Below are 20,637 nucleotides of genomic sequence, written 5' to 3'. Positions count from 1 at the left end.
CAAATCACGTATTTTTAGCAGCAATTTTTTCAATCATAACACTTTTCTTCAGATCATGTAAAATCATTTCTGCATCAGCTTCGCATCCGGGTGCCATTTGGATCACCACAATTCCCTTTTCCGCATTGATGGTGGTGAGTACTGCCAGGCCTTCATAAGCTTCAAGGATAAACTTTAAAAAAGAAATTTGTTTTCTGTCAACACGGTAATACTGTTTGGTCGTTTCAACCATTTTTCTAAGGACCTGTTTTACTTTATTTAGAATTGATTGTGATAGTGGTCGTCATAAATTTTCCTACCCGACTGGTTACAATAAAGCATGAAACCAAAGGTTCGACCGGGGAATCGCCTATTGGGCCGTTACCAGACTTAACATATGAAATCGGTGTGTTACACGCCCCCTATCTGCTCAGTTAAACCCATACCGGCAGAGACGATCAACGCCTCCGTGGAATTCTGTCCTCTGGGGCTGGCTCAAATCTAATTGAAGCGAGATAGCTGCCGTACACTCATTTCCAGATAAGATTGTTAAGTCTGGTAACGGCCCAATAGGCGATTCCCCGGTTGAACCAAGCTAAGATTGAAAAACAACCGTTTGTTTCTGATGAATATGTTCCCTTTAAATTGAGTAAACTGTCTGAGTGTATTGGTCCGCCTGTATGGGTACCATATGGTAAACAGTACACCAGCAAATCTTTTGATTATCCTCAAACTATAACCACATACCATGCTTTTTCAATACAATTTAATTATTGTATGAGTCCTTATTATAAGATATACAGCGCAATTATGAAAAAAGACTGGCAAATCATTCAACCGGATATTCAATCCGTTGAAAACCTTGGTAATATTCTCAACTGCCACCGAATCACCGCCACCCTTCTAATAAATCGAAAAATAGAAACCGCTGCAAAGGCGTGGAAATTTCTTAACCCGTCACTGAAAAATATACGCTCACCCTTTTCCATAAAGGATATGGATACCGCCGTCCGTCGCATCTACAAAGCCATCACAAATGGGGAAAAAATTCTCATTTTTGGAGATTATGACGTGGACGGGATCACCTCCACATCCATTCTGTTAGACTTTTTACAAAATTCCGCTGCCGAGGTGGACTATTATATTCCCCACAGAACCAAAGAGGGGTACAGCCTACAGACGAATCATATTTCAGACCACGCCATACCGAATCACATAAATTTAATCATCACGGTTGATTGCGGTTCCACCAGCCATGATGCAGTGAAAATGGCACAGGAAAGCGGCATAGATGTAATCATCACTGACCATCATATTATACCAACTAAAGTTCCCCAAGCTTTTGCCGTAGTAAATCCCAAACGCCATGATTGTACTGCCGGTTTTGAAAATCTCGCCGGTGTTGGTGTGGTATTTTTTGTTATCGTCTGTCTTAGAAAGTTCATGCGTGACATGAATTTCTGGCAGGATCGACCGGAACCAAACCTAAAATCCCTTTGTGATCTGGTTGCCCTGGGTACCCTAGCGGATTCGGTACCCCTTATGGACGAAAACCGCATATTTACCAGCATAGGTGTCCAGATGATAAAACAAGAGAATAATCGTCCTGGAATCCGGGCCCTTCTTAAACTGTGTCACATAAAAAAAGCCTACATCAACTCCGAAGATATCCTCTTTAAAATTGCACCCCGTTTAAATGCCCCGGGTCGAATAGAGCATGGGAAACTTTCAGTTGAAATCCTGATCGCAAATCGGTTAAACAACGCGGTGCAACTGGCGACCACCCTTAACGATTTAAATACGTTAAGGAAGAAGATTGAAGACAAAATCTTAAATGATATTCAGGCTTACCTGGCTGAAAACCCCGGTGAACTGGATAAAAATTCCCTGGTTTTATCGGCCGCTGACTGGCACGAAGGGGTGCTTGGAATCGTGGCGGCAAAACTGGTGGATCATTATTTTCGCCCGGTTGTGTTAATAACTACAAAAAATGGTGTTGGAAAAGGCTCGGCCAGAAGTATTCCCGGATACAACCTTTATGAAGGACTTTCCGCCTGTTCCAACGACCTGGTTCATTTTGGGGGACATTCAATGGCCTCCGGCTTGACTATTAAATTAAAAAATATTGAACGTTTTAAAACCAACTTTGATAATGCCGTGGCTGCAAGCACCAAACCTGCTCATTTTACGCCCAAACTTTCCATTGATGGAGAACTTGCTTTTGATGATATTAGCGACAGACTCATTGATGAAATCGAATCGCTGGCCCCCTTTGGCCAGGGAAACCCTGAACCGCTTTTCATGGCTAAAAATGTAGAGGTTTTTTCTTCAAAAATTGTAGGAAAAAATCATCGGAGTATGCTGTTAAAACAGCCCGGCGGGAAAATGCCAAAAATTTTCAACGCCATTCATTTTAATGCGATTAATCAAACTCCTTTAAAGGACAGTTTTGACCGCATGGCATTCAGACTGCGCTGGAATCGTTGGAACGGACAAAAGAAGGTTCAAATTTTGGTCCAAGAAATATCAGGATAAATGCATCTTTAAATAATGTGACTTATAAACGGGTCCGGGTGTTAAAAATTTCATTGCAATTTTGTTTTTTTATCATTAAAATTTTTTTTAACTAGGCTGGATTTATTTTGTCACCAGGACACCAGATGCCAAAATCGATTCCATACACTGTCTTGGTAGCGGAAACAGCTTTCCCTTTTAACACAAAAAACAAGTAAAGAAAGGTTTCATAAAATGGCAAAGGTATTTAGGCCCAGCACACGGGAAGCAAGTATCATATCAAAAATAGAATCCTCCAAGGAGCATGCCCGAAGAATGGCTATTAGTGGAATTAAAGACTGTATCGATCCTTTGTCCAATGCAGTTGCAATGAAACTTTTGGATAACAGTCTTATTGAAACAACCAACAAAAACTCCCTGGAAGAACAGATAAAACAATGCCTTGATAAACTGAGCCGCGCAGACGATTTTGATGTGGACTACCAGATCTCGCCACTCAGAAACCTGGTGCCACAGCCCCATGTGGTAAGCCTTTATGTCACGTCTTTTGTGGTGGAACAGCTAATAAACCACAAGGATACTATTGACATTTTCGGCTCTGATGAAGAAATCTATAGTGTCATAAACAGACAAGTTACTAAATTCCTGCCACAATAATGCGCCCTTTATTTCATCCCAGGCTGGTTAATTCGGTTTTTGACGATCCGGGTCTTTTTATTCCATTTCTTTTGGAAAAACGAGCTGTCCTGTTTGATCTGGGTGACATCCATTCGCTCTCGGCAAAAGATATCCTTAAAATCAGCCATGTGTTTATTACCCACACTCATATTGATCATTTTTGCGGATTTGATAGACTGCTTCGTCTTTTTCTCGGTCGAGAGAAATTAATTTATATGTATGGACCGGCGGGTTTCCTGAAAAATATTGAAGGTAAACTCAGTGCATATTCATGGAATCTGGTTGATAGTTTTTCCAATCAGTTCGCCTTTCATCTGACGGAAGTACATGAAAAACATCTGATTACCAACCTGTATATGTGTCGCCATAAATTCCGTCCTGTCAGACCTCCAGAGAAAAAGCCTTTCAGCAGTATTCTGTATGAAGAACCGGCCTTGTCAATATCCACGGTCGTACTTGACCATAGTATTCCCTGTCTGGGATTTGCTATCAGGGAACGTTTTCATGTCAATATAAAAAAAGACGGTTTGGATTTTCTTGGTCTGGAAACAGGCCCGTGGCTTCATGAGTTTAAGCAGGCTTTATTCAACCACCGGCCCTTGAATTCGGAATTTGAAGTAAATATCAGCAAGGGAGTTTCAGCAAAAAAGAAATTTATTTTAGCTGATCTTGTTAAACAAATCGCTATCATAACGCCGGGTCAGAAAATAACTTATATCGCAGACGTGGTGTATAACGAGTCCAATACAGAAAAAATGATCGAATTTGCTAAAGATTCGGATCATCTTTTCATAGAGGCGGCTTTTCTTGATAAACATAAAAATATTGCCGAAACCAAAAATCATCTCACCGCCCGCCAGGCAGGCACGATCGCAGCAATGGCAAATGTAAAACAGTTTACTATCTTCCATTTCTCCCCAAGGTACGCCGGGCAAGAGGAAGAACTTCGCAAAGAAGCCCAACAGGCATATGACAAAGGTTCGACAGCCTGATTCTGCTTGTCAGTTTGTATGAAATGTTTTGCTTAATGCTGTAAACCCGGCACCATGTAAATTATAGGCTTTACTGAAGGGCTTTTTTATGCTATCTCCCTTTCGGTTTTTATGAAAAACATCCTGCTGTCTGGTTTATTAATTGTATAGTGGTTGTCAAAAAAACGTTCCGTTATCGAAACGTTTTTTTCTACAACCACTTATACCGCAATTTAATATTTCGAAACATATTTATGGCAAGCGGTATAACAATTTTTTAATCGGTTTCTTAACTATCGTCCTTTATTAACGACAAAAAAGAAAGGAGAGTAAAAGTGAAAAGAAATAATTGTTTGATGTTTGCATTTCTGCTGGTTTTGATTCTGCTGCTATCGGCATGCGGCAGTTCGATGATGATAAAGGCCAAACCTATGGCTATTCCCGAAAACAACGATACCATCGTCACATTTATTCGGCCATCTGTTTTTGGCGGCGCAATAAAATTCGGGCTCTGGGATAGTGAAAATTTTATCGGAATCCTAACCGCCCGTGCCTATGTTCAGTATAAAACCCATCCCGGAGAGCATCTTTTTATTGCCAGAGCGGAAAACTGGTCTTATGTAAAAGCAGATCTTGAACCTGGGAAGCATTATTTTATTTTAGGAAAAGTTTACCCGGGAGTCTGGAAAGCCAGGGTTGGCCTCGATCCGGTGAATAAGAACGATAATATTACTCAAGCTCAAATCGATAACTGGCTGAACGGACTTACACCAACCACTGTTATCCCTGAAAAGGCCGATTCTTACGCCGGACCGAGAGTTTCTCATGTGAAATCGGCCATTGAGAAATTCAAAGCAGGAGAAGTAAAATATAATGAACTGAAACCTGCGGATGGCAGATAATAATCCCTTTGGTATCATCTGATTCAAATTAACTTCTATTAGGGGCGACAAACATGAAAAAAACTTTAATGATCTGTATCGCATTTTGTGTCACTCTAATTTCAACACCCTGTTTTGCCGGTGCGGATTTTATTTTGGAATTAAAGCCCGCTTCATTATTGTTTAGTCCGGATGTTGATGGTTTCAAGGTCAGCCGAACTTCAGGTTTTACTTATTATTCAGATACCATCAGCGGAAGCGGCTCATGGATGCCCACATTGAAGGGGGGCTTGAGAGTTGACACTTCCGCCCTCGATATTGATTTAACAGGCGGATTCGGCTTTCTTTTAAACGGTGCTTTTCATTCATCCATGTATTTAGGGGATCTGGCTCTTCGTTTTAAAATTTCCAAACATGCGACCCTGGGCCCCCATGTCAGTGTCATTAAATTTAATCCAACATGGGATGGTGGCACATCTGACAGTAGCGATGTCAAGCTTTCCGACGAAACGGCGATTATGCCCGGCTTGTGTTTTACTGTAGGCGGCAAGAGAGCTTCTTTTTCTGCCAGTATCGATTATACCGATGCCTCTTTTGATGTCACCACATACAACGGATGGACTGCAAACGATAGCACTATAGATATATCAGGATTTGCCATACAACTCGGTGTACTCTTTAGTTTTTGAAAAATTTGTAAAATATCTGATCCAGGCGGTTTCGCATAGAGTTCATATTCAACCTGTGGTTTGTTGGTAATCATCCGGCCTGCTTATTGTCGTTGAATGATTGCGAAATGCGGCGCAATGCATCGGTTCGACTTTATGCGAAACCGTCGGTTTTTTAGAAGTTGCCATAAACAGTATAAAATAATCATCAAATAATCCTTGGGCCGTACAACCTTGACTTTTTCCGGTTGAATAACAGGTTAAAAAACCCATCTTGACAATTTTTAAAAACACATTGATGTTTGGATATCATGATTATATTTTATAGTGGTTGTTAAAAAATGCTTCATTATCTAAACGTTTTTTTCTGCAACCCCATATACCGCAATCTAATATTTCGAAGCATATTTTTGAAAAGCGGTATACTGCACGCATAGCTGAATTTCATAACTGTGATAAGATGCCTGCCCATTGCAGGCAGAAAATAGGAATATGCCGAAAACAGATAAAAGAAAATACCCGAGGGTAAAAACACGCAATGTGGTTTCTTATGTTTGCGTGGATAAAAAGGGCAATGAAATCGGCGAAGGAATGGGCGAAACTTTAAATATCAGCCAGGGTGGAATCCTCCTAAAATCAGTATCTCCCATTGAATCAGAATTTATTTTGCTCATGTCTATTGACCTGGAAAATAATATCATGGAAATAAAAGGAAAAGTTGCCCATACAAAAAAGGGTAACTCCGGTAAATATGAAACCGGCATCAGCTTTCTTGGCACACTAGATGAAAACGTTCAAATTATAAAGAAATTTGTAAAAGCTTACCACTCCCGAAAAAACAAAACCCCCTCCTGACCTTTTCAATTCCCTCTTATAAAAACCCTATTTTTCTGGTTTTCATTGACATTTATGTTATTTTTATATAAAATACACTAGGTTTTTAGATATTTTATCTCACTGATTCCAATTGCAGTTGGAACATACCCATTAAAGGTAAATCTGTGAAGGATATCATTTTACCTAAATTGTCATTTTCAAAATTAACCCATCGAGCAGGATTCACCCTAATTGAAATGGCAGTGGTCATGGTGATTGTCGGAATCATTATTTCGATTATGGCCACCGTTTTGCCCTCTCTCATTCATTCCGGAAAAATTAAGCAGGCACAGGCCGATCTTAAACGGGCCGACCTTGCCATACAGGGATATATCTCGGCAACGGGTAGATGCCCGTGCCCCGATACCAACGCGGATGGTGAGGAAAACCGCAATGACGGAGGTACCCAGGGCAACCCGGCCGATGACACCTGCGCTGCCTATGTCGGTCATTTGCCATATCTGACCCTGGGTCTTTCTACGCCGAACGATATCTGGGGAAACCCGATCAAATACGGGGTGTACAGTGATCTGATCACTTTTTCCACACCCACAGGGGGCAACTCATTTTGCACCGGGGTGGAAAATATTATTAACTACTATGATCCACAGGATGACAATCATCCTCCTGATACCTCCAAACTCTATACCACCGACGAAAACGGCCGGGACCCGAATAACAAGGCCTATATCCTGGTAAGCGGCGGCAATAAAGATCTTGATGGAGACGGAGCGGACGGCCTTTTTGACGGTAATAATGAGGGACGTGATCTCAAGTTTGATTTGCCGGACCGCGGCATATTTCACGGCGATCCCACCGGCAAACGGTATGACGACCTTGTGCGTGCGGCATCATTAAGCTATATCGCAGGTGCCGTCGGCTGCTCGGTGGGAGATACCGGAGGTCCCGGCGGCACCACGGCAGGAGAAAACACCTTTCCGGACGGATGCACCAACGGAACGGATGATGACGGTGACGGTTATATCGACTGTGATGACCAGGATTGTTACGGTGTGGCCGGGTGCGCCGCAGGCGGTGAGAATGTGACCATTACCACCAGCTCGATTCCTGCCGGCACCATCAACAGCAGTTACTCCGCCACCTTCCAGGCGACCGGCGGTATGACACCATATGAATGGACGTTGACCAACAACGGAGGCTTTTCCGGTCTTTTTCTTCATACTTACACCGGTCAGCTTTCAGGAGACCTGGATCAGTGTGAAGGGACCTACACCATCGAGGTACAGGTTGAAGATTCAACCCTTCCTTCCGATGGGGGTCCTAAAACCGACACCAAGCAGTTCACTCTTCAGGTTAATACAAATCTGAATGTATCACGCACCAGCGGCAGCGGGACATCCATTACCTGGGACAGCCCGACCCAGCATGAGTCTTTTCAGGCAAACGGCGATCATCTGGGGAACATTACCTGGAATCTTAATACCGGAGGAGCCACCGGCTTTTCGGTGGCTTCAACCGGAAGTGAAACCTGCGAAATAAGAAAAGACGGTGCAACCACCGCAGGCTTATATACCTTTATCCTGACTGCCACCGACGCACTGTGTCCGGGTAACACCGCAGACATTACCCTCAGTGTGGATGTCACTTCCGCAGGAGCAGTCGCGCCATACACCATCTCGCTTTCAGCCGAATGGCATATGGATGAATGCAGCTGGAATGGTACAGCCGGGGAGGTCATCGATTCCGGCACCAGTGCTTTGGATGGCACCGCACAGGGTGGTGCTGATACGATAGATATCGGCAAAATCTGCCGAAGCGGATCTTTTGACAGTACAAATTACGTGGATATGGGAGATATTCTTAATAATATTTTTGGTCCGGGCAACAACGAATTTACCGTAACCACGTGGATTTTTCCTTTGGCCTTAACCGCTGCTCAAACCAACCATCATACCCAAAACTGCTTTTTGGCAAAAGCTTCGGATGCCCATAATGACAATCTTGAAATCGGAGTCAATACAAACGGGACCTTACATCTCTATATTGATACACAGGGAAGGGATACGTATACGGATTTGGCCACCATCGGAAGCATTCCCCTTAATCTTTGGACCTTCATCGCGGTGACCTACAACAACGGTCTGGTGACTGTCACCATTAACAGCAACCGCTATCAAAATGCAACCACCTGGAGTGGCGGCGGCGACCTGGATAACGCCGCAGGTAGCCTGTTTACCATTGGCAGTTCTCAACATGTAAACAACTACTTTAATGGCTATATTGATGAAGTCATGGTCTTTTCAGCTGAACTGACCCAAAGCGAAATTCAGGATCTCTACACCATGACTCATGCCTGTTCCGGCAGCTGTTATACCAATCCGGTGGCCATATATTACATGGATGAATCCTCCTGGACCATCGGGAACCCCGATGTGCTTGATGCATCGGGAAATAATCACCACGGGACACCTCAGGAGAGCGCTGCTGGTGGGATAAATATCAATACAAACGGTAGATTTTACAACTGTGGCGAATTTGTCAGGGCAAACCGGGGGCGCATCGATATTTCTGGTCTGCCGGTATCCACTGCAATCGGAGACCGAACCACGGTGACTTTCTGGATGAACTGGACCGGCAGCAACTCTAACATGCCGTTGGGCTGGCAAACTTACGATCTGTGGCTCACCAGCAACCGTTTCGGTTTTAACACCGGCGGTGGGGATGTGTTTGGTATCAGCAACGCAACCGCCACCCTGGCCAACAACTGGCACCATGTGGCGGCAGTCTTTACCAACCGGGATCCGGCCCATAATGTTCTCTATATCGACGGCGTGCAGCAATCCATCAGCCTGCTCCAGGGAACCCAGAACACCAATAGATCAGTCGGTTCCAATTTAAGAATCAGCAGCTGGCTGAATAATACCAGTTACAGTTTCGACGGGCTCATGGATGAATTAAGAATATACGACCGGGGACTTTCAGGTAGTGAGATCGTGCAGGATTATAATATTACCCGGTAGACAATAGAAGATCGATTATTGGCGATGGTTGATTGTTGTTAACACGTTAGCGTTTTGAATGCTGAATAAATAGCTTTTAGTCGTTTTACTAATTCATCCGCTCACCTGGCTTACCAGGTCATAAATCGGGAGCAAAAGCCCCACGATAATCACCCCAAACAAAACACCTGCGATCACCAGTATGACCGGCTCAAGCATTTTCCCTATCACTGCCACCAGGGTTGAAAGCTTTTTTCGGTATTCCCCGGCCACAGAAGCAAGCTGCTCTGAAAGGGTTCCACTCATCTCGCCAATGTTTATCATCCGAATCACATAGGAGGGAAAAATAACCCCGCCTCTAAATGAATCGGTAATGCTCTCTCCCCTTTTCAGGCTTTTTCTTATCTCATCTAATTTTTCACGATAGATTTCATTGGCAATCGATTTTTTTAAAATCGTCATGGAGTGAAGTAAATCCACACCGGCATTCATTAATAAAGAAAAGTATTCACTTATAAAAGCCAGGGAAGAGGCGGAGATAATGGTTCCGGCAACCGGAAGTTTTAAAATCATCGCGTCGATACCTCTTTTTACCCATCTGCTCCCTTTATAGATAGCTAAAACGCTGAAAATCATGAGCAGTACCACAATCAGTATATGAACCAGGTAATCCCTGAAGAAATAGGAAACCTTCATTACAAAAACGGTAATTGCAGGAAGCTCAACTTCCATATCCCTGAAAAGGTCAATAATCTTGGGTGCCACATAATATACCCAGAAAATAAAACCGGCTCCCAATACCACAAACACAACCGCCGGATACATGAGGGCCTGTTTGGTGTCACTGACAATACCTTGCACCCTCTTTAGGTGCTGTGCCCCACTTTCGAGCATTTCATCGAGTTTGCCGGTCTCCTCACCAATTTTTATGAGATGGATAACAGCAGTGGGGAAAATATAACTGTACTTTTCTGCCGCCTCTGAAAAAGGGGTGCCTGCCTGAACACTTAAAATAATATTCTTTAAATCATTTTTTATTTCAGAGTGTTGCAGACTGTCTGCTATCTCTTCCAGTGCAGCGGTCAGGGTGATGCCGGATCGAAGCATGAGTGAAAGGTTGCTCAATAGTTCCGCCTGCGCCGATCTTTTTATTTTTTTACGAAACTGAAAAGAGCCGAGCTTGGTAATGAAGGAACGCAAAATTCCCAATTTCTTCACATACAGGGTCAGGCTGCCATCCCTTTCCAGGTGGGAAATAGCCGATAGGAGATCTTCATATGGAAGCTTGGTCGTACCTGAAAAAAGCTCTCCGGAAGGGGCAATCAGTTTATATCTAAAATAGTTCATTTTGTAATTTGTGATTGTTCAAGGTTAATAAACAACGAACCCCTTTCCATTCAACATTCGATGTTGGACGTTCGATGTTCGATGTTTATTTTTTCGTTGCCTTTCCCTTTTTCACTGTTGTCTGATAATCCCAAGTATACGCACCGCCTCTTCATAAGTGGTAATTCCCTGCTTTACTTTTTCAGTCATGATATCCAGCATGTTAATATGTCCGCTTGAAGCCGCTCTTTGTGAAATCATGCTCGGATCTGCCTCCTTTTCAATAAGCGTGGAAAGCTCTCGATTGACGGTAAGGATTTCATAGACCAGGGTACGCCCGAAATATCCGGAGTTGTTACAGACTTCGCATCCTTTTCCCCGGTAAAGCGTTTCAATGTTCGGATCGTTTAAATATTCCTTTTCCCATTCCTGCGGATGATAGGGCTCTTTGCAGGCATTGCAAACCTTTCTCACCAGTCGTTGACTAAGCACGCCTACCAGGGAATCGGCAATCAAAAAAGGACGAACGCCCAGATCTTTCAGCCGGGAAATTGCGCCTATGGCGCTGTTGGTATGCAGTGTTGAAAGGACCATGTGCCCGGTGGTAGATGCGGTCACCGCTGTTGAAGCCGTCTCCACATCCCTTATTTCCCCGACCAGTATGACATCCGGGTCGTGTCTTAAAAAATAACGGATGGCGCTGGCAAAAGTGTAACCGGCCTTTTCATTTACCTGTGTTTGTCGAAGCAAGGGGATATCATATTCGATGGGTTCCTCAACGGTGATTACATTTTTTTCCAGCAGGTTCAGTCTTCTTATCCCGGCATAAAGGGTGGTCGATTTTCCGCTGCCGGTGGGTCCGGTGAGAAGCACTATGCCAAAAGGCTCTTTGAACATATTTTCCACAATTTTGACATGTTCTTTTAAAAAACCCAGCTGTTCCATCCCCATCACGGCGCTTTCCATGGGCAGGATTCTTAAAACCATGTTTTCTCCCTGTGGAGAAACGATGGTGGATACCCTGAAATCATAGGTGTTGTTTAAAATAGTGGCGGAAAAACGGCCATCCTGGGGAAGTCGCTGTTCGGCGATATCCATATCCGCCTTCATTTTAAGGCTGGCAATCACCCTGTTTAGGGCAATCGGAAGGGATATTACGGGATTTTTAACTCCGTCTATCCTGAATGAAACGTCCAGAGACTGTTTCATGGACTGAATATGAATGTCGGTTGCCCGCATTTTAATCCCCAGATGAAAGATATGGTTGATCAGGTTGTCCATACCCCTTGCCATCTCTTTATCTCTGACAAGGACATTAATCTCGTTTTCGATTAATTTCTCCACGGGGTTTTCCAGAAAATAATAAAGCTTGTTCACCGCATTGATAATCTTAGATCGTTCTGAAATATAAAACTTCGGTTTCAGTCCGGTCTGCCTTGAAATTAACTGTCCGAGCTTGACATCCCGTGCGTTGTATGCAGCAACTTCAATGGTACCGTCCACCTGCCGCATCGGTAGAAAGGTGTTGTTAAGACAGAGATTTTTGTTAAACAATTTCAACACCGTGTTGTCGGGTAAAACCTCATCAACATCAACATATGAAATGCTGATCTGTTCAGCCAGGGTTTTAACTGTGTCGTTTTCGGTAACAAAACCAAGTTTCTCAAAAATTTCCCCCAGCCGGTCTTTGGTGATCCTTTGAATCTGAAGGGCATAATTGATATGATCCTCGGTAATAATCCCCTTTTCTTTTAAGATTTCACCCAGCTGCTTTTTCGGTTTTTCTGTGGTCATGCCTGGTTTGTCCCCTCCCTGTGGCATAAAAGGAATATGGTCCTCTTGTCAGGATAACCCGTCACCGGAAGGGCATTCTGTTGCTGAAAATGAATGACCGCATTCATCAGTTTTTTCCCCACAATGCCATCCAGATGATAGTTATACAGTTTAACCTTCGCCATTTCTGCTTGAAGCTTTTTAATTTCTTCCCCGCGATATGAATAGTAAAACTTTTTCAGCGTAAAGGCCGGTTTCCAGAAAAGAAAATAACCTGGCTTTCCGTTTACAGTGTTCGGGTAAGACAATACTCCGTATTTTCTTTTTACCCGGTCAAAAATATGTTCCAGTCGGATGAGCTGATATCCTGTCTGGTTGAATATGGTTTGAGCAACTTGCTGAAATCTGCCCGTTTCCAGGGCGTTAAAAAACGTATTCTTATGCACCGAAAGTTGATAGGCCTTTAAAAAATCATCCACCGGTACCGGAACACTTGCGCTCTTTTTATCTTTTTCCCCTGGGTGAGGTTGCACCGGCACTTCCCCGGCATTGGCAACCCCGGGCAAACTTTTAAGCTCTTTTGCCGACACCTCCGTTTTCCCCATGATACTTGTTTTGTGCAGCAATGGCGTCTCGGCCTGGGTGAAGAATATCAATCCTGCCAACAGAACCAGTGGTAATAATATGGCCACCGGTAAAACGGTTATCTTTTTGGCAAATCCGGATCTGCGATCAGGATTCAAATCGAGGTAGGCATCTTTAATAATCTGTCCGCTGATTTCAGCCGTATTATTAAGGAAGGCAACATACAGGCATCTATCCATTAAAATATTGATCTGCCTAAAGTTTCCCCCGGTATATTTTTGTATTTTTAAAAGCGCATTTTTTCTTATTTTGGTAAGCCCGCCACCTCCGGAAACGTTCAGCTTAAATAAAAGATATTTTTCCAGTTCTTCAAGTTTCAGGGGTCGGACTTCTTTTTTGATAATGATCCTGCTTTTAAGTTGTCTCAGCTCTGTTGAATTTAGCTTGTCCATCAATTCCGCTTGACCGACCAGTAGAATCTGAACCAGTTTCTGCTGATTTGCCTCAAGGTTTGAAATCATTCTAACGAGTTCAAGACTCTGGTGATTAAGATTCTGCGCATCGTCAATAATGATGGCACAATTTTTTCCTTCCCGGTTTTGCGCCAGCAGGAAATCATTTAACAGCATCATCTGCTCGCTGAAAAGAAGACTTGTACTTTCAATGCCGAAATCCCGATTTATTTCCCTTAGCAGTTCCACATCCTGGTATGAAGTATGAAAACAGAGTGAGGTTTCAATCCCTTTTTCTTCCAGAATACTTAAGATCCTGCGACTGATGGTGGTTTTTCCCAGTCCGACATCACCGGTGATCACCATAAATCCTTTACGCGAAATAATCCCGTGAACAATTTCCGAAAGAATCTCGTAAATATGCTCTGAAAAATAAAAATTTTCGTCATCAGGAGCCACCGGAAACGGATTATAGTCCAGTCCTAAAAAATCAAGATAACTCAATTCTTCATATGCGGCTGATGTTTTCATAATCGAAAACCTCTTTTATATAAGAGATAGCTGGGTGGTTAAGCCGGCATTGGGCCTTTTTGCCCCCACGGCTGGTCAAGCTGCCGCCGGGAAAACGCAATTTGAAGCCAACATACCACTTAACGAGACCTTAGCTTTAGCGTTTCAACTAATTCGGAGATAGCCGTGTTTTCCGGATAGATTTTCCTGAGCTTTTTCAACCGGTTTTCCGCCTTCAGAAATTGTTTGGTCTTTATTTCTACAATGGCCATATTAATCCCGGCTTCGACATCTTTTTCGTTTTTATCCAGGGCCGTTTTAAGAAAACCCGTTGCCGATGTATAATCCTGCCGGTTAAGAGCCCAGAATGCCCTCATCTTTAGCACATAAGTGCTGTCTTTGCCTTTCAGTGTTTCCAGCTCAGTCAGATATTTTTCCGTCAGAGAGATATTCCCGGCTTTGATGTGTTTATGTATCCGGTCAACCAGCCTGCTTATTTTTAGGCTTCTTTCAAGATTGGTTCGATGAATTCTTTGCCGGCGAATTTTTTCTTGGTGTTTTTTTTCTTCATCCCTTTGGGGAGAAAACGTTCCCTTTTGAGGAGAAGAAAAAACGGCTGGCTGTGGTTGAGCAAAATTATTTCCTTTTTCCGGCTGATTCTCCACCGTTCTGCGCGCTGCAATTTGTGGAAGCTTCATATCTCCTTGCAGCGATGTGTCCTGAGCGAGGGTATCTTTTCCGGCGGTATTCTCCGAATCCTTACTTTCTGTCTGGGCAGGTATATAGCCAATATTAACCGATTCTTTTCCCTCTCCTTCAGCGCTTACATCATCTTGTTGGTATTCTGAGCTTTGTTGAATTTTAAAAACTTTCGCCTGGGACGGATGCTTACCGGTTTTCTTTGGGCCGCGCGTAGCAAAGAAAACGCCACCCGCTGCAATTAAAATCAAAAGTACAAGGGAAATGGCAATCACCGGATTGAAAGATACCCCTTTAAAAGAATAACTTCTCTTCCTTTTTTCTGCTATCCCATTATTTTCTGATTCTTCTGCTGATTCGGTTTTCAGCTTTTTTAATGTTTTATAAATAACGCTCATATGAGTGACACGCTCAATATTATGACCAATTCCCTGCTTTGTTCGCTTTTGAACTCATTTTTAAAAAGATATCCCAGGCCGGGAATGGCTGAAAGAATCGGTACGCCCTTATTGTCCGTGGTAAGGTTTTTATCAATCAGGCCCCCTAAAATCACCACGTCGCCGCTGTCGAGTGAAATGGTTGTATTGATCTCCTTTACCCTGACTTCAGGCAAAGTGATCTTCTGATTCCCGATGCTGATCAGTTCAAGACTTTCCCGATCCACATCACTTTTTATGGGATTTATCATGAGGGATATTTTTCCCTCTTCGTCAATAAAAGGAATCACTCCCAGTATAAGCCCGTCAAAGACCTTGGAAACCTCAACTTCCGTAGTGGTATCGCTGTTGTCACCGGTACCGGTGGTGGTGGTTTCCGTACTTTTGGTATAGCTTATGGATGTCCCCACGCTGATAATGGCAGGTTGCCCATGTTTGGCCCGGATGGTCGGATTGGAAACCACCTTCATATCGCCGAAACCGTTTAGCGCATCTATGGTCACGTCAATATTAAAATGCCGATAGATTCCCTGAAGCGCCAATCCAATTTCTGAAACCCATGAGGTGCCGGTCACCCGTTTTTCCTTTGAATCTACTTCCTCTCGGACCACACTCCAGTCAATGCCGTATTTGTACTCGTCTGAAAGAATGACCTCTATAATTCTTGCCTCAATAAGTATCTGCCTGGAAAGCATCTCTTTGGCATGGTTGATCACCCTTGATATCATGTGAATGGTGGCCGGTGTATCCTTCACATAAAGGCTTCCTGAAATCCGGTTGATGGAGTATTTTCCACCCTGTGAAATCGTGCGCCTGACCATATCCTCTATCACGTCATAAGGGTTCCCCTTTCCTTTCTCAGCTCCTTTACCGGTGAGCTTAAATGTTCCGCTAAGCCCTTCCACACCGTCCTGTTCCCCGGCCCCTAAAACATCGCCCCCAACAATAAAATCGGTATCCATATAGGTATCGAGAAAATTCAACTTGAACATTTTCTCCTGATACGGATTTACCCGTATCACATTTCCGTCAACTTCGTAGTAAAGATCAAATGAATTTAAAATCTCTTTTAAGACCGTTGAAGCGGAAACTTTTTCAAAATTGATCGTCAGTCGCTTCTCCTCCACAGTGACTTCCGGATTAATAATCAGGTTCATACCCACTGCCCTGGACAAAGAATAGAGAATCAAGCGAAGATCCTCATTAATCATGGAAAAGGAAACCATACGATCTTCAAGAGGGTCGTAGGCCGGCATCACCGGTTTTATGTCAACTTGTTTCGGAGCAGTTTTTTCAATCGAGTCATGTAGCTTTCTTTGGATTTCATCCAGTTTGGCTGATTCTTCCTGAACTTTTTCCGGAACCGGAACGATGGGAGGCTCCTTGGGTTCCAGGACACTGGACGGCCCGAGGGAACATCCGGCGAGAAAAAGACCGGCAAGAAAAAAAATAGACATTATAGAAAATATATTGTTACAGCTTTTCATTTGTCCTCCACTAACACCTTTTTCTCAGCTTTTGTTCTTATTTTATCTTCATCAGGAAATACCCATTTTTTAAATCCCCGTTTTTCGATTAATACCCGGCCGGGCTCTATTTTTAATATGCGCCCACCATCTTTAAGGCGATCTCCTTCGCCGCAAAATATGTTATTCACCAAACAAAATCGTTCTGTATTGGAAGAAAAGGCAAATGTAAGAGAATAGTTCATCTCCACCGGCAGGGTGATTTGTCTTCCGTATGATGCAGGCTCAGATCTTTGTCCGGCTGCTTGAATGGATTGATAGCCGAACAGGATGAGATCCACAGGTGCTGCCTGGGGTCCGCCAGGATAAGCAATGCTTCTTAAATTTTTCCCCAGGCGATCGATTTCTCTTAAGGTGGCGCGTTGCGGAATGTTAATGTTCGGCATCGGCTTCATGTGGTGAAGGGAAACCTTGTCAGCTCTTTTCCAAAAGTCGCTCAGAGCATAAACAGCGGTGGCCACCACTACCAGCAAAAAAATGCCTAGGGTAACCAGTCCCTGGTATTTCCTTTTCATTGGATCCTCTTTTTTAATTTTATCATAAATTCGGAGCTGTTGATCTGAGTATCAAACCTGCTTTCAGTAACCGAATATCCTCTCTTTTTTAAAGACGTTAGAAAGTCACGGTACCCCTTATGGGCCATATTGAAAGGTGCTTCTACCCGTCCGAAAATCTCCAGCAGGAGTTCGCTGCCCGAATAATCAAGCTTGACCACATTAAATTTCATGTTCCTGGAAATAGAGGCGGAAATATCGTTAATGACTCTTTTATAGGAAGGGGATTTTTTATAGGAATCAAGCTGTTTTACAAACTCAAGCGTGGCTTTAAGTTTTTCCTCTTCAACCCCGGTTGGTATATCAAAATGAATCCCATCGATCTTTGCAGCCACCCTCTTTGCCATATCCGCCTGAACATCTGCCTGGTGATTATAATAAAAATACCCTCCGGCAAGCACCAGTGCTGCGATAAAAATGAGCAAATTGATATATCCGCACAATCTTCTCGTGTAATAGAGCACCTTTTCCCAGGGAGGTGAAATACTCTCCCGGCCGGACAAAGATTTCAAAGCCGTTAAAAAGGAAATATTTTTTACTGCGGAATTGAAAGTGATTGCCTCATTTTCAAAAGAATAAATTTCTCTTTGGGTATCAGAAGACCATTCAGGTAGAGAACCGCTGTCGATCCAGGTAAGCAGGAAAGTCTTGTCTGCCTTGATCCGGTGATCTCTTTCAACCGTATCTATATCTGTCTTAACCGTTTCCCAGAGATTGGAAATCTGTTCTGGTGAGGTGTCAAAGGCCACACAGCGGTTGGCATAATAAACTTTTGTACCTGTACCTATAATTAGGTCCGCAAAGCGGTTGTGCTGAAACACCACCACTACCGGTTGCGGTGATTTAATCTGTTTTAAAACGTGAAAAAGAACGGAGTATAGTGGAAAGATAATGATATTATCATCATGTTCCCGACTGTGTTCAACATAGCGGTTTAACAGGCGTGAAGGCAGGGCGGTAAAAAATATCTCGGTCGTATTGGCCCCCTTTTTTTTCTTCCAGTGGGAAAGAACCGAAACAGAATCATCAAACTCCCCTAACTCCTGAAGCTTTTTACGAACAATAACATCTACATACCTTATCGCCGCATCAACGGTCATTGTTCGAGAGATCGCTTCCTGCATATCGGTGATTAGCCATGTGTCTCCTTTGATATCTTTCAGGTCCACCACCTGGGACAGCTGATCACCGGAAAAAGTGTAGGTCAATCCATCCAGCTCAATTGCATATTGTTTTTTTGCTTTGATCATCACTTATGCCTGACCACAAATGCGCCGTTAAGTGTTAAAATGGCATCTCCCGGTTGATCTTCCCAAGATTCATCCGGTTTCACTTCAGCTTTCCGGGAAATTTCGTCATTATCCGATACATGGTTGGTTTTAATGTGGAGTGAAACAGGCCTGAAATAGTATGATTGGGTGTTTACACACTGGTTCACAATCTGTTCCATATCAATAAAGTCAATACCCTGGGCAATATTGACTTCATAGGTCGCCCACCTGCTTTTCTCAAGCCCCAGTGTGTCTGCCTGATCAATAAATCTTTTTACCCGGTGAAGGATGCGCTTTTTTTGCTCAAGCTTAATTTTTTCTTCTTCCATTAACCTTAGCCTGACGGTCAATGTGTCTACTTTTTCCCGGCCGACCGTATATCGGTTATATGCAAAAAAAGAAAAAATGACGGCAATAAAAAATAAAACAGCTAAGATTCCGGTGGTTGTGTTTGATCTGAAGAATTTTATGGCATTTACTCCTATATAGATTGATACGCTGGTAAAAAGTTTTTAAAAAAGCTCAGAATGGCCAAGCAAAAAATCTCATATACAAAGCGATATGGTTTTTTGGGAACGAGACCACCCAGTTGGGATGTCGAGCAGCCGAAAGACCGCACCAACGCAGTATGGGTGATTTTTTACCACGCCATTAAAAATCCATTTTCCAACGGGCCGCAGTCGCATCAGACGGTGTGGTGCCCCAGGCTTTGCCCCTGGTTCCGTCACCGGTAAAATCTCCCTTTGCCCCGTCCATCTCACCATCTATCATGGTGTCCATGGCAATACACAGTTCATTCGGTATATTGGAAATCAGCATATAGTTGTATTTGCCCTTTCGATCATAATCGAAGGCAATGGCCAGTTCATGCCCCTTGCCCGTGCTGTCTGAATATCGGTATTTCCATGCTTTTTCGGTATTGGTCTTGGGCGCTTCAAGGCCGATCTGTGCAAGTCCGTAGTAATGAGGTGGATTATGCGCCGTATCTCCTGATACCAGCGTATCGCGCCCCCTGTCTGACGGCGGGTTGCCACGATGGGCCGGGTTTGTATCGGGCTGGCGGTCGTTATTGGTATCCCCGAGTATTTTTCCGGTACGGTCATAAAAATTTAGATAAGACGTTCTCCATGCATTTAAAAACACGGAATAGATTTTTTTCTGTTCGCCGCTGCGTATGATATCCTTTCCCTTAACGATTGCTCCGATAATTATTCCTATAATAATCAGCACAATAGCCATTTCTATCAGGGTAAATCCCTTATCGTTTTTTAACACAAACTGATCTGAATTATTTCCGCTGTTCATCATTATTTTATTTCCTTTTGAAATGATTATAATTTTTAACTATTTTAACTTTGTCTAGTTATCAGATAATGATTGTTTTGTAAAGAAAAAAATACAACATCATGTATCCTAAATATTTTTAAACACAATATATTGATTTTTTCAGCCCCATTTCATTCTATGGCGGACAGTATATCCATTCCGCTATAACAAACGCAGCATTGACCTTTTAAGGTATAGCAATAGCCATGCCAATCTGAACAAGTCAGCCCAATTATTATAAATATATATAATAACAATAAGATAGAACTCGATGGAGGTGGGGGAAATGATTTTTCTGCAGTTTAACTGTGAATATAGTCAATAAAATAAATATTTTCCGCCAAAATATTGACGGGGAGAAAAAGGCACCATAAACTTCATAACTCAAATTTCGCACCCCTTATCAACGGTGGAGCCGGAATTGTTAAAGCGCCGATTGGTGTTAAGGGTGTGAATCGAGACAGTTATATTATTTCCTTCCAGGAGATATGAATTGAATCAGTTGCAGCGTGTCCGAATATTTGGGATACAGTCTATCTGTTGCTAAACAATATAACAGGGACGGTCTATCCCAAATATGCGGACATTGCGAAAAGGGGGAATAGATAACCCACATATCCCCTTACAGAAAAAAATATAACCGTTTCGATT

General features: G+C 43.1%; 17 protein-coding genes. 7 read left to right on the top strand and 10 right to left on the bottom strand.

Annotation, left to right across the window (positions count from 1 at the left end; translation table 11 throughout):
- Positions 1-4: 4 nt before the first annotated feature.
- Positions 5-232: a DUF4911 domain-containing protein gene (locus SWH54_15530; protein ID MDY6792672.1), complete on the bottom strand. Its 228-nt coding sequence runs from the start codon at positions 230-232 to the stop codon at positions 5-7.
- Positions 233-789: 557 nt separating this feature from the next.
- On the opposite strand from SWH54_15530, the gene recJ reads away from it, so the two are divergent.
- The 7 genes from recJ (at position 790) to SWH54_15495 (ending at position 9,548) form a co-directional block, all read left to right on the top strand.
- Positions 790-2,514, top strand: coding sequence for a single-stranded-DNA-specific exonuclease RecJ (gene recJ / locus SWH54_15525; protein ID MDY6792671.1), 1,725 nt, complete (start codon positions 790-792; stop codon positions 2,512-2,514).
- A gap of 213 nt (positions 2,515-2,727) precedes the next feature.
- Positions 2,728-3,150: a hypothetical protein gene (locus SWH54_15520; GenBank protein MDY6792670.1), complete on the top strand. Its 423-nt coding sequence runs from the start codon at positions 2,728-2,730 to the stop codon at positions 3,148-3,150.
- Complete coding sequence (locus SWH54_15515) at positions 3,150-4,163, top strand: MBL fold metallo-hydrolase (protein MDY6792669.1); 1,014 nt, start codon at positions 3,150-3,152, stop codon at positions 4,161-4,163. Before SWH54_15520 ends, SWH54_15515 begins: the two co-directional genes overlap by 1 nt.
- Positions 4,164-4,477: 314 nt before the next feature.
- A complete protein-coding gene (locus tag SWH54_15510; protein MDY6792668.1) occupies positions 4,478-5,044 on the top strand; it encodes a hypothetical protein in 567 nt (188 codons plus the stop codon).
- 53 nt (positions 5,045-5,097) lie between these two features.
- Positions 5,098-5,712 (top strand): hypothetical protein, encoded by a 615-nt coding sequence (locus SWH54_15505; protein MDY6792667.1) that lies wholly within the window; start codon positions 5,098-5,100, stop codon positions 5,710-5,712.
- A 471-nt stretch (positions 5,713-6,183) separates the two neighbouring features.
- The gene (locus tag SWH54_15500) at positions 6,184-6,546 is read left to right on the top strand and encodes a PilZ domain-containing protein (protein ID MDY6792666.1); all 363 of its coding nucleotides are present in this window, start codon (positions 6,184-6,186) and stop codon (positions 6,544-6,546) included.
- Between the two features lie 146 nt (positions 6,547-6,692).
- On the top strand, positions 6,693-9,548 hold the full coding sequence (locus SWH54_15495) for a LamG-like jellyroll fold domain-containing protein (GenBank protein ID MDY6792665.1): 2,856 nt from the start codon (positions 6,693-6,695) through the stop codon (positions 9,546-9,548).
- 93 nt (positions 9,549-9,641) lie between these two features.
- Here SWH54_15495 and SWH54_15490 read toward each other — a convergent pair whose 3' ends face one another.
- The 9 genes from SWH54_15490 to SWH54_15450 form a co-directional block, all read right to left on the bottom strand.
- Positions 9,642-10,874 (bottom strand): type II secretion system F family protein, encoded by a 1,233-nt coding sequence (locus SWH54_15490; GenBank protein ID MDY6792664.1) that lies wholly within the window; start codon positions 10,872-10,874, stop codon positions 9,642-9,644.
- 111 nt (positions 10,875-10,985) lie between these two features.
- The gene (locus tag SWH54_15485) at positions 10,986-12,647 is read right to left on the bottom strand and encodes a GspE/PulE family protein (GenBank protein ID MDY6792663.1); all 1,662 of its coding nucleotides are present in this window, start codon (positions 12,645-12,647) and stop codon (positions 10,986-10,988) included.
- Positions 12,644-14,194 carry an AAA family ATPase gene (locus tag SWH54_15480; GenBank protein MDY6792662.1) on the bottom strand — a complete coding sequence of 517 codons (1,551 nt, stop codon included), beginning with the start codon at positions 14,192-14,194 and terminating at the stop codon, positions 12,644-12,646. The genes SWH54_15485 and SWH54_15480 overlap by 4 nt, the downstream gene beginning before the upstream one ends.
- A 119-nt stretch (positions 14,195-14,313) precedes the next feature.
- On the bottom strand, positions 14,314-15,270 hold the full coding sequence (locus SWH54_15475) for a tetratricopeptide repeat protein (protein MDY6792661.1): 957 nt from the start codon (positions 15,268-15,270) through the stop codon (positions 14,314-14,316).
- Complete coding sequence (gene mshL / locus SWH54_15470) at positions 15,267-16,796, bottom strand: pilus (MSHA type) biogenesis protein MshL (protein ID MDY6792660.1); 1,530 nt, start codon at positions 16,794-16,796, stop codon at positions 15,267-15,269. Before mshL ends, SWH54_15475 begins: the two co-directional genes overlap by 4 nt.
- Entirely contained in the window at positions 16,793-17,350 is a 558-nt protein-coding gene (locus tag SWH54_15465; protein MDY6792659.1) for a hypothetical protein, read from the bottom strand. Before SWH54_15465 ends, mshL begins: the two co-directional genes overlap by 4 nt.
- Positions 17,347-18,639 carry a hypothetical protein gene (locus SWH54_15460; GenBank protein ID MDY6792658.1) on the bottom strand — a complete coding sequence of 431 codons (1,293 nt, stop codon included), beginning with the start codon at positions 18,637-18,639 and terminating at the stop codon, positions 17,347-17,349. The genes SWH54_15465 and SWH54_15460 overlap by 4 nt, the downstream gene beginning before the upstream one ends.
- Entirely contained in the window at positions 18,639-18,989 is a 351-nt protein-coding gene (locus tag SWH54_15455) for a hypothetical protein (GenBank protein MDY6792657.1), read from the bottom strand. Before SWH54_15455 ends, SWH54_15460 begins: the two co-directional genes overlap by 1 nt.
- Before the next feature lie 322 nt (positions 18,990-19,311).
- Complete coding sequence (locus SWH54_15450; protein MDY6792656.1) at positions 19,312-19,968, bottom strand: prepilin-type N-terminal cleavage/methylation domain-containing protein; 657 nt, start codon at positions 19,966-19,968, stop codon at positions 19,312-19,314.
- Between the last annotated feature and the right edge of the window lie 669 nt (positions 19,969-20,637).

This window comes from Thermodesulfobacteriota bacterium (assembly GCA_034189135.1).
Taxonomy (GTDB): domain Bacteria; phylum Desulfobacterota; class Desulfobacteria; order Desulfobacterales; family JAUWMJ01; genus JAUWMJ01.
The sequence above is the reverse complement of the archived record's forward strand: the minus strand, read 5'-3'. Positions and strand labels throughout refer to the sequence as shown.

Excerpts from the sequence above, each read along its gene's own strand:
- SWH54_15530 (MDY6792672.1), bottom strand. The coding sequence starts at position 232 with ATGGTTGAAACGACCAAACAGTATTACCGTGTTGACAGAAAACAAATT.
- recJ (MDY6792671.1), top strand. The coding sequence starts at position 790 with ATGAAAAAAGACTGGCAAATCATTCAACCGGATATTCAATCCGTTGAA.
- SWH54_15520 (MDY6792670.1), top strand. The coding sequence starts at position 2,728 with ATGGCAAAGGTATTTAGGCCCAGCACACGGGAAGCAAGTATCATATCA.
- SWH54_15515 (MDY6792669.1), top strand. The coding sequence starts at position 3,150 with ATGCGCCCTTTATTTCATCCCAGGCTGGTTAATTCGGTTTTTGACGAT.
- SWH54_15505 (MDY6792667.1), top strand. The coding sequence starts at position 5,098 with ATGAAAAAAACTTTAATGATCTGTATCGCATTTTGTGTCACTCTAATT.
- SWH54_15500 (MDY6792666.1), top strand. The coding sequence starts at position 6,184 with ATGCCGAAAACAGATAAAAGAAAATACCCGAGGGTAAAAACACGCAAT.
- SWH54_15490 (MDY6792664.1), bottom strand. The coding sequence starts at position 10,874 with ATGAACTATTTTAGATATAAACTGATTGCCCCTTCCGGAGAGCTTTTT.
- SWH54_15485 (MDY6792663.1), bottom strand. The coding sequence starts at position 12,647 with ATGACCACAGAAAAACCGAAAAAGCAGCTGGGTGAAATCTTAAAAGAA.
- SWH54_15480 (MDY6792662.1), bottom strand. The coding sequence starts at position 14,194 with ATGAAAACATCAGCCGCATATGAAGAATTGAGTTATCTTGATTTTTTA.
- SWH54_15475 (MDY6792661.1), bottom strand. The coding sequence starts at position 15,270 with ATGAGCGTTATTTATAAAACATTAAAAAAGCTGAAAACCGAATCAGCA.
- mshL (MDY6792660.1), bottom strand. The coding sequence starts at position 16,796 with ATGAAAAGCTGTAACAATATATTTTCTATAATGTCTATTTTTTTTCTT.
- SWH54_15465 (MDY6792659.1), bottom strand. The coding sequence starts at position 17,350 with ATGAAAAGGAAATACCAGGGACTGGTTACCCTAGGCATTTTTTTGCTG.
- SWH54_15460 (MDY6792658.1), bottom strand. The coding sequence starts at position 18,639 with ATGATCAAAGCAAAAAAACAATATGCAATTGAGCTGGATGGATTGACC.
- SWH54_15455 (MDY6792657.1), bottom strand. The coding sequence starts at position 18,989 with ATGGAAGAAGAAAAAATTAAGCTTGAGCAAAAAAAGCGCATCCTTCAC.
- SWH54_15450 (MDY6792656.1), bottom strand. The coding sequence starts at position 19,968 with ATGATGAACAGCGGAAATAATTCAGATCAGTTTGTGTTAAAAAACGAT.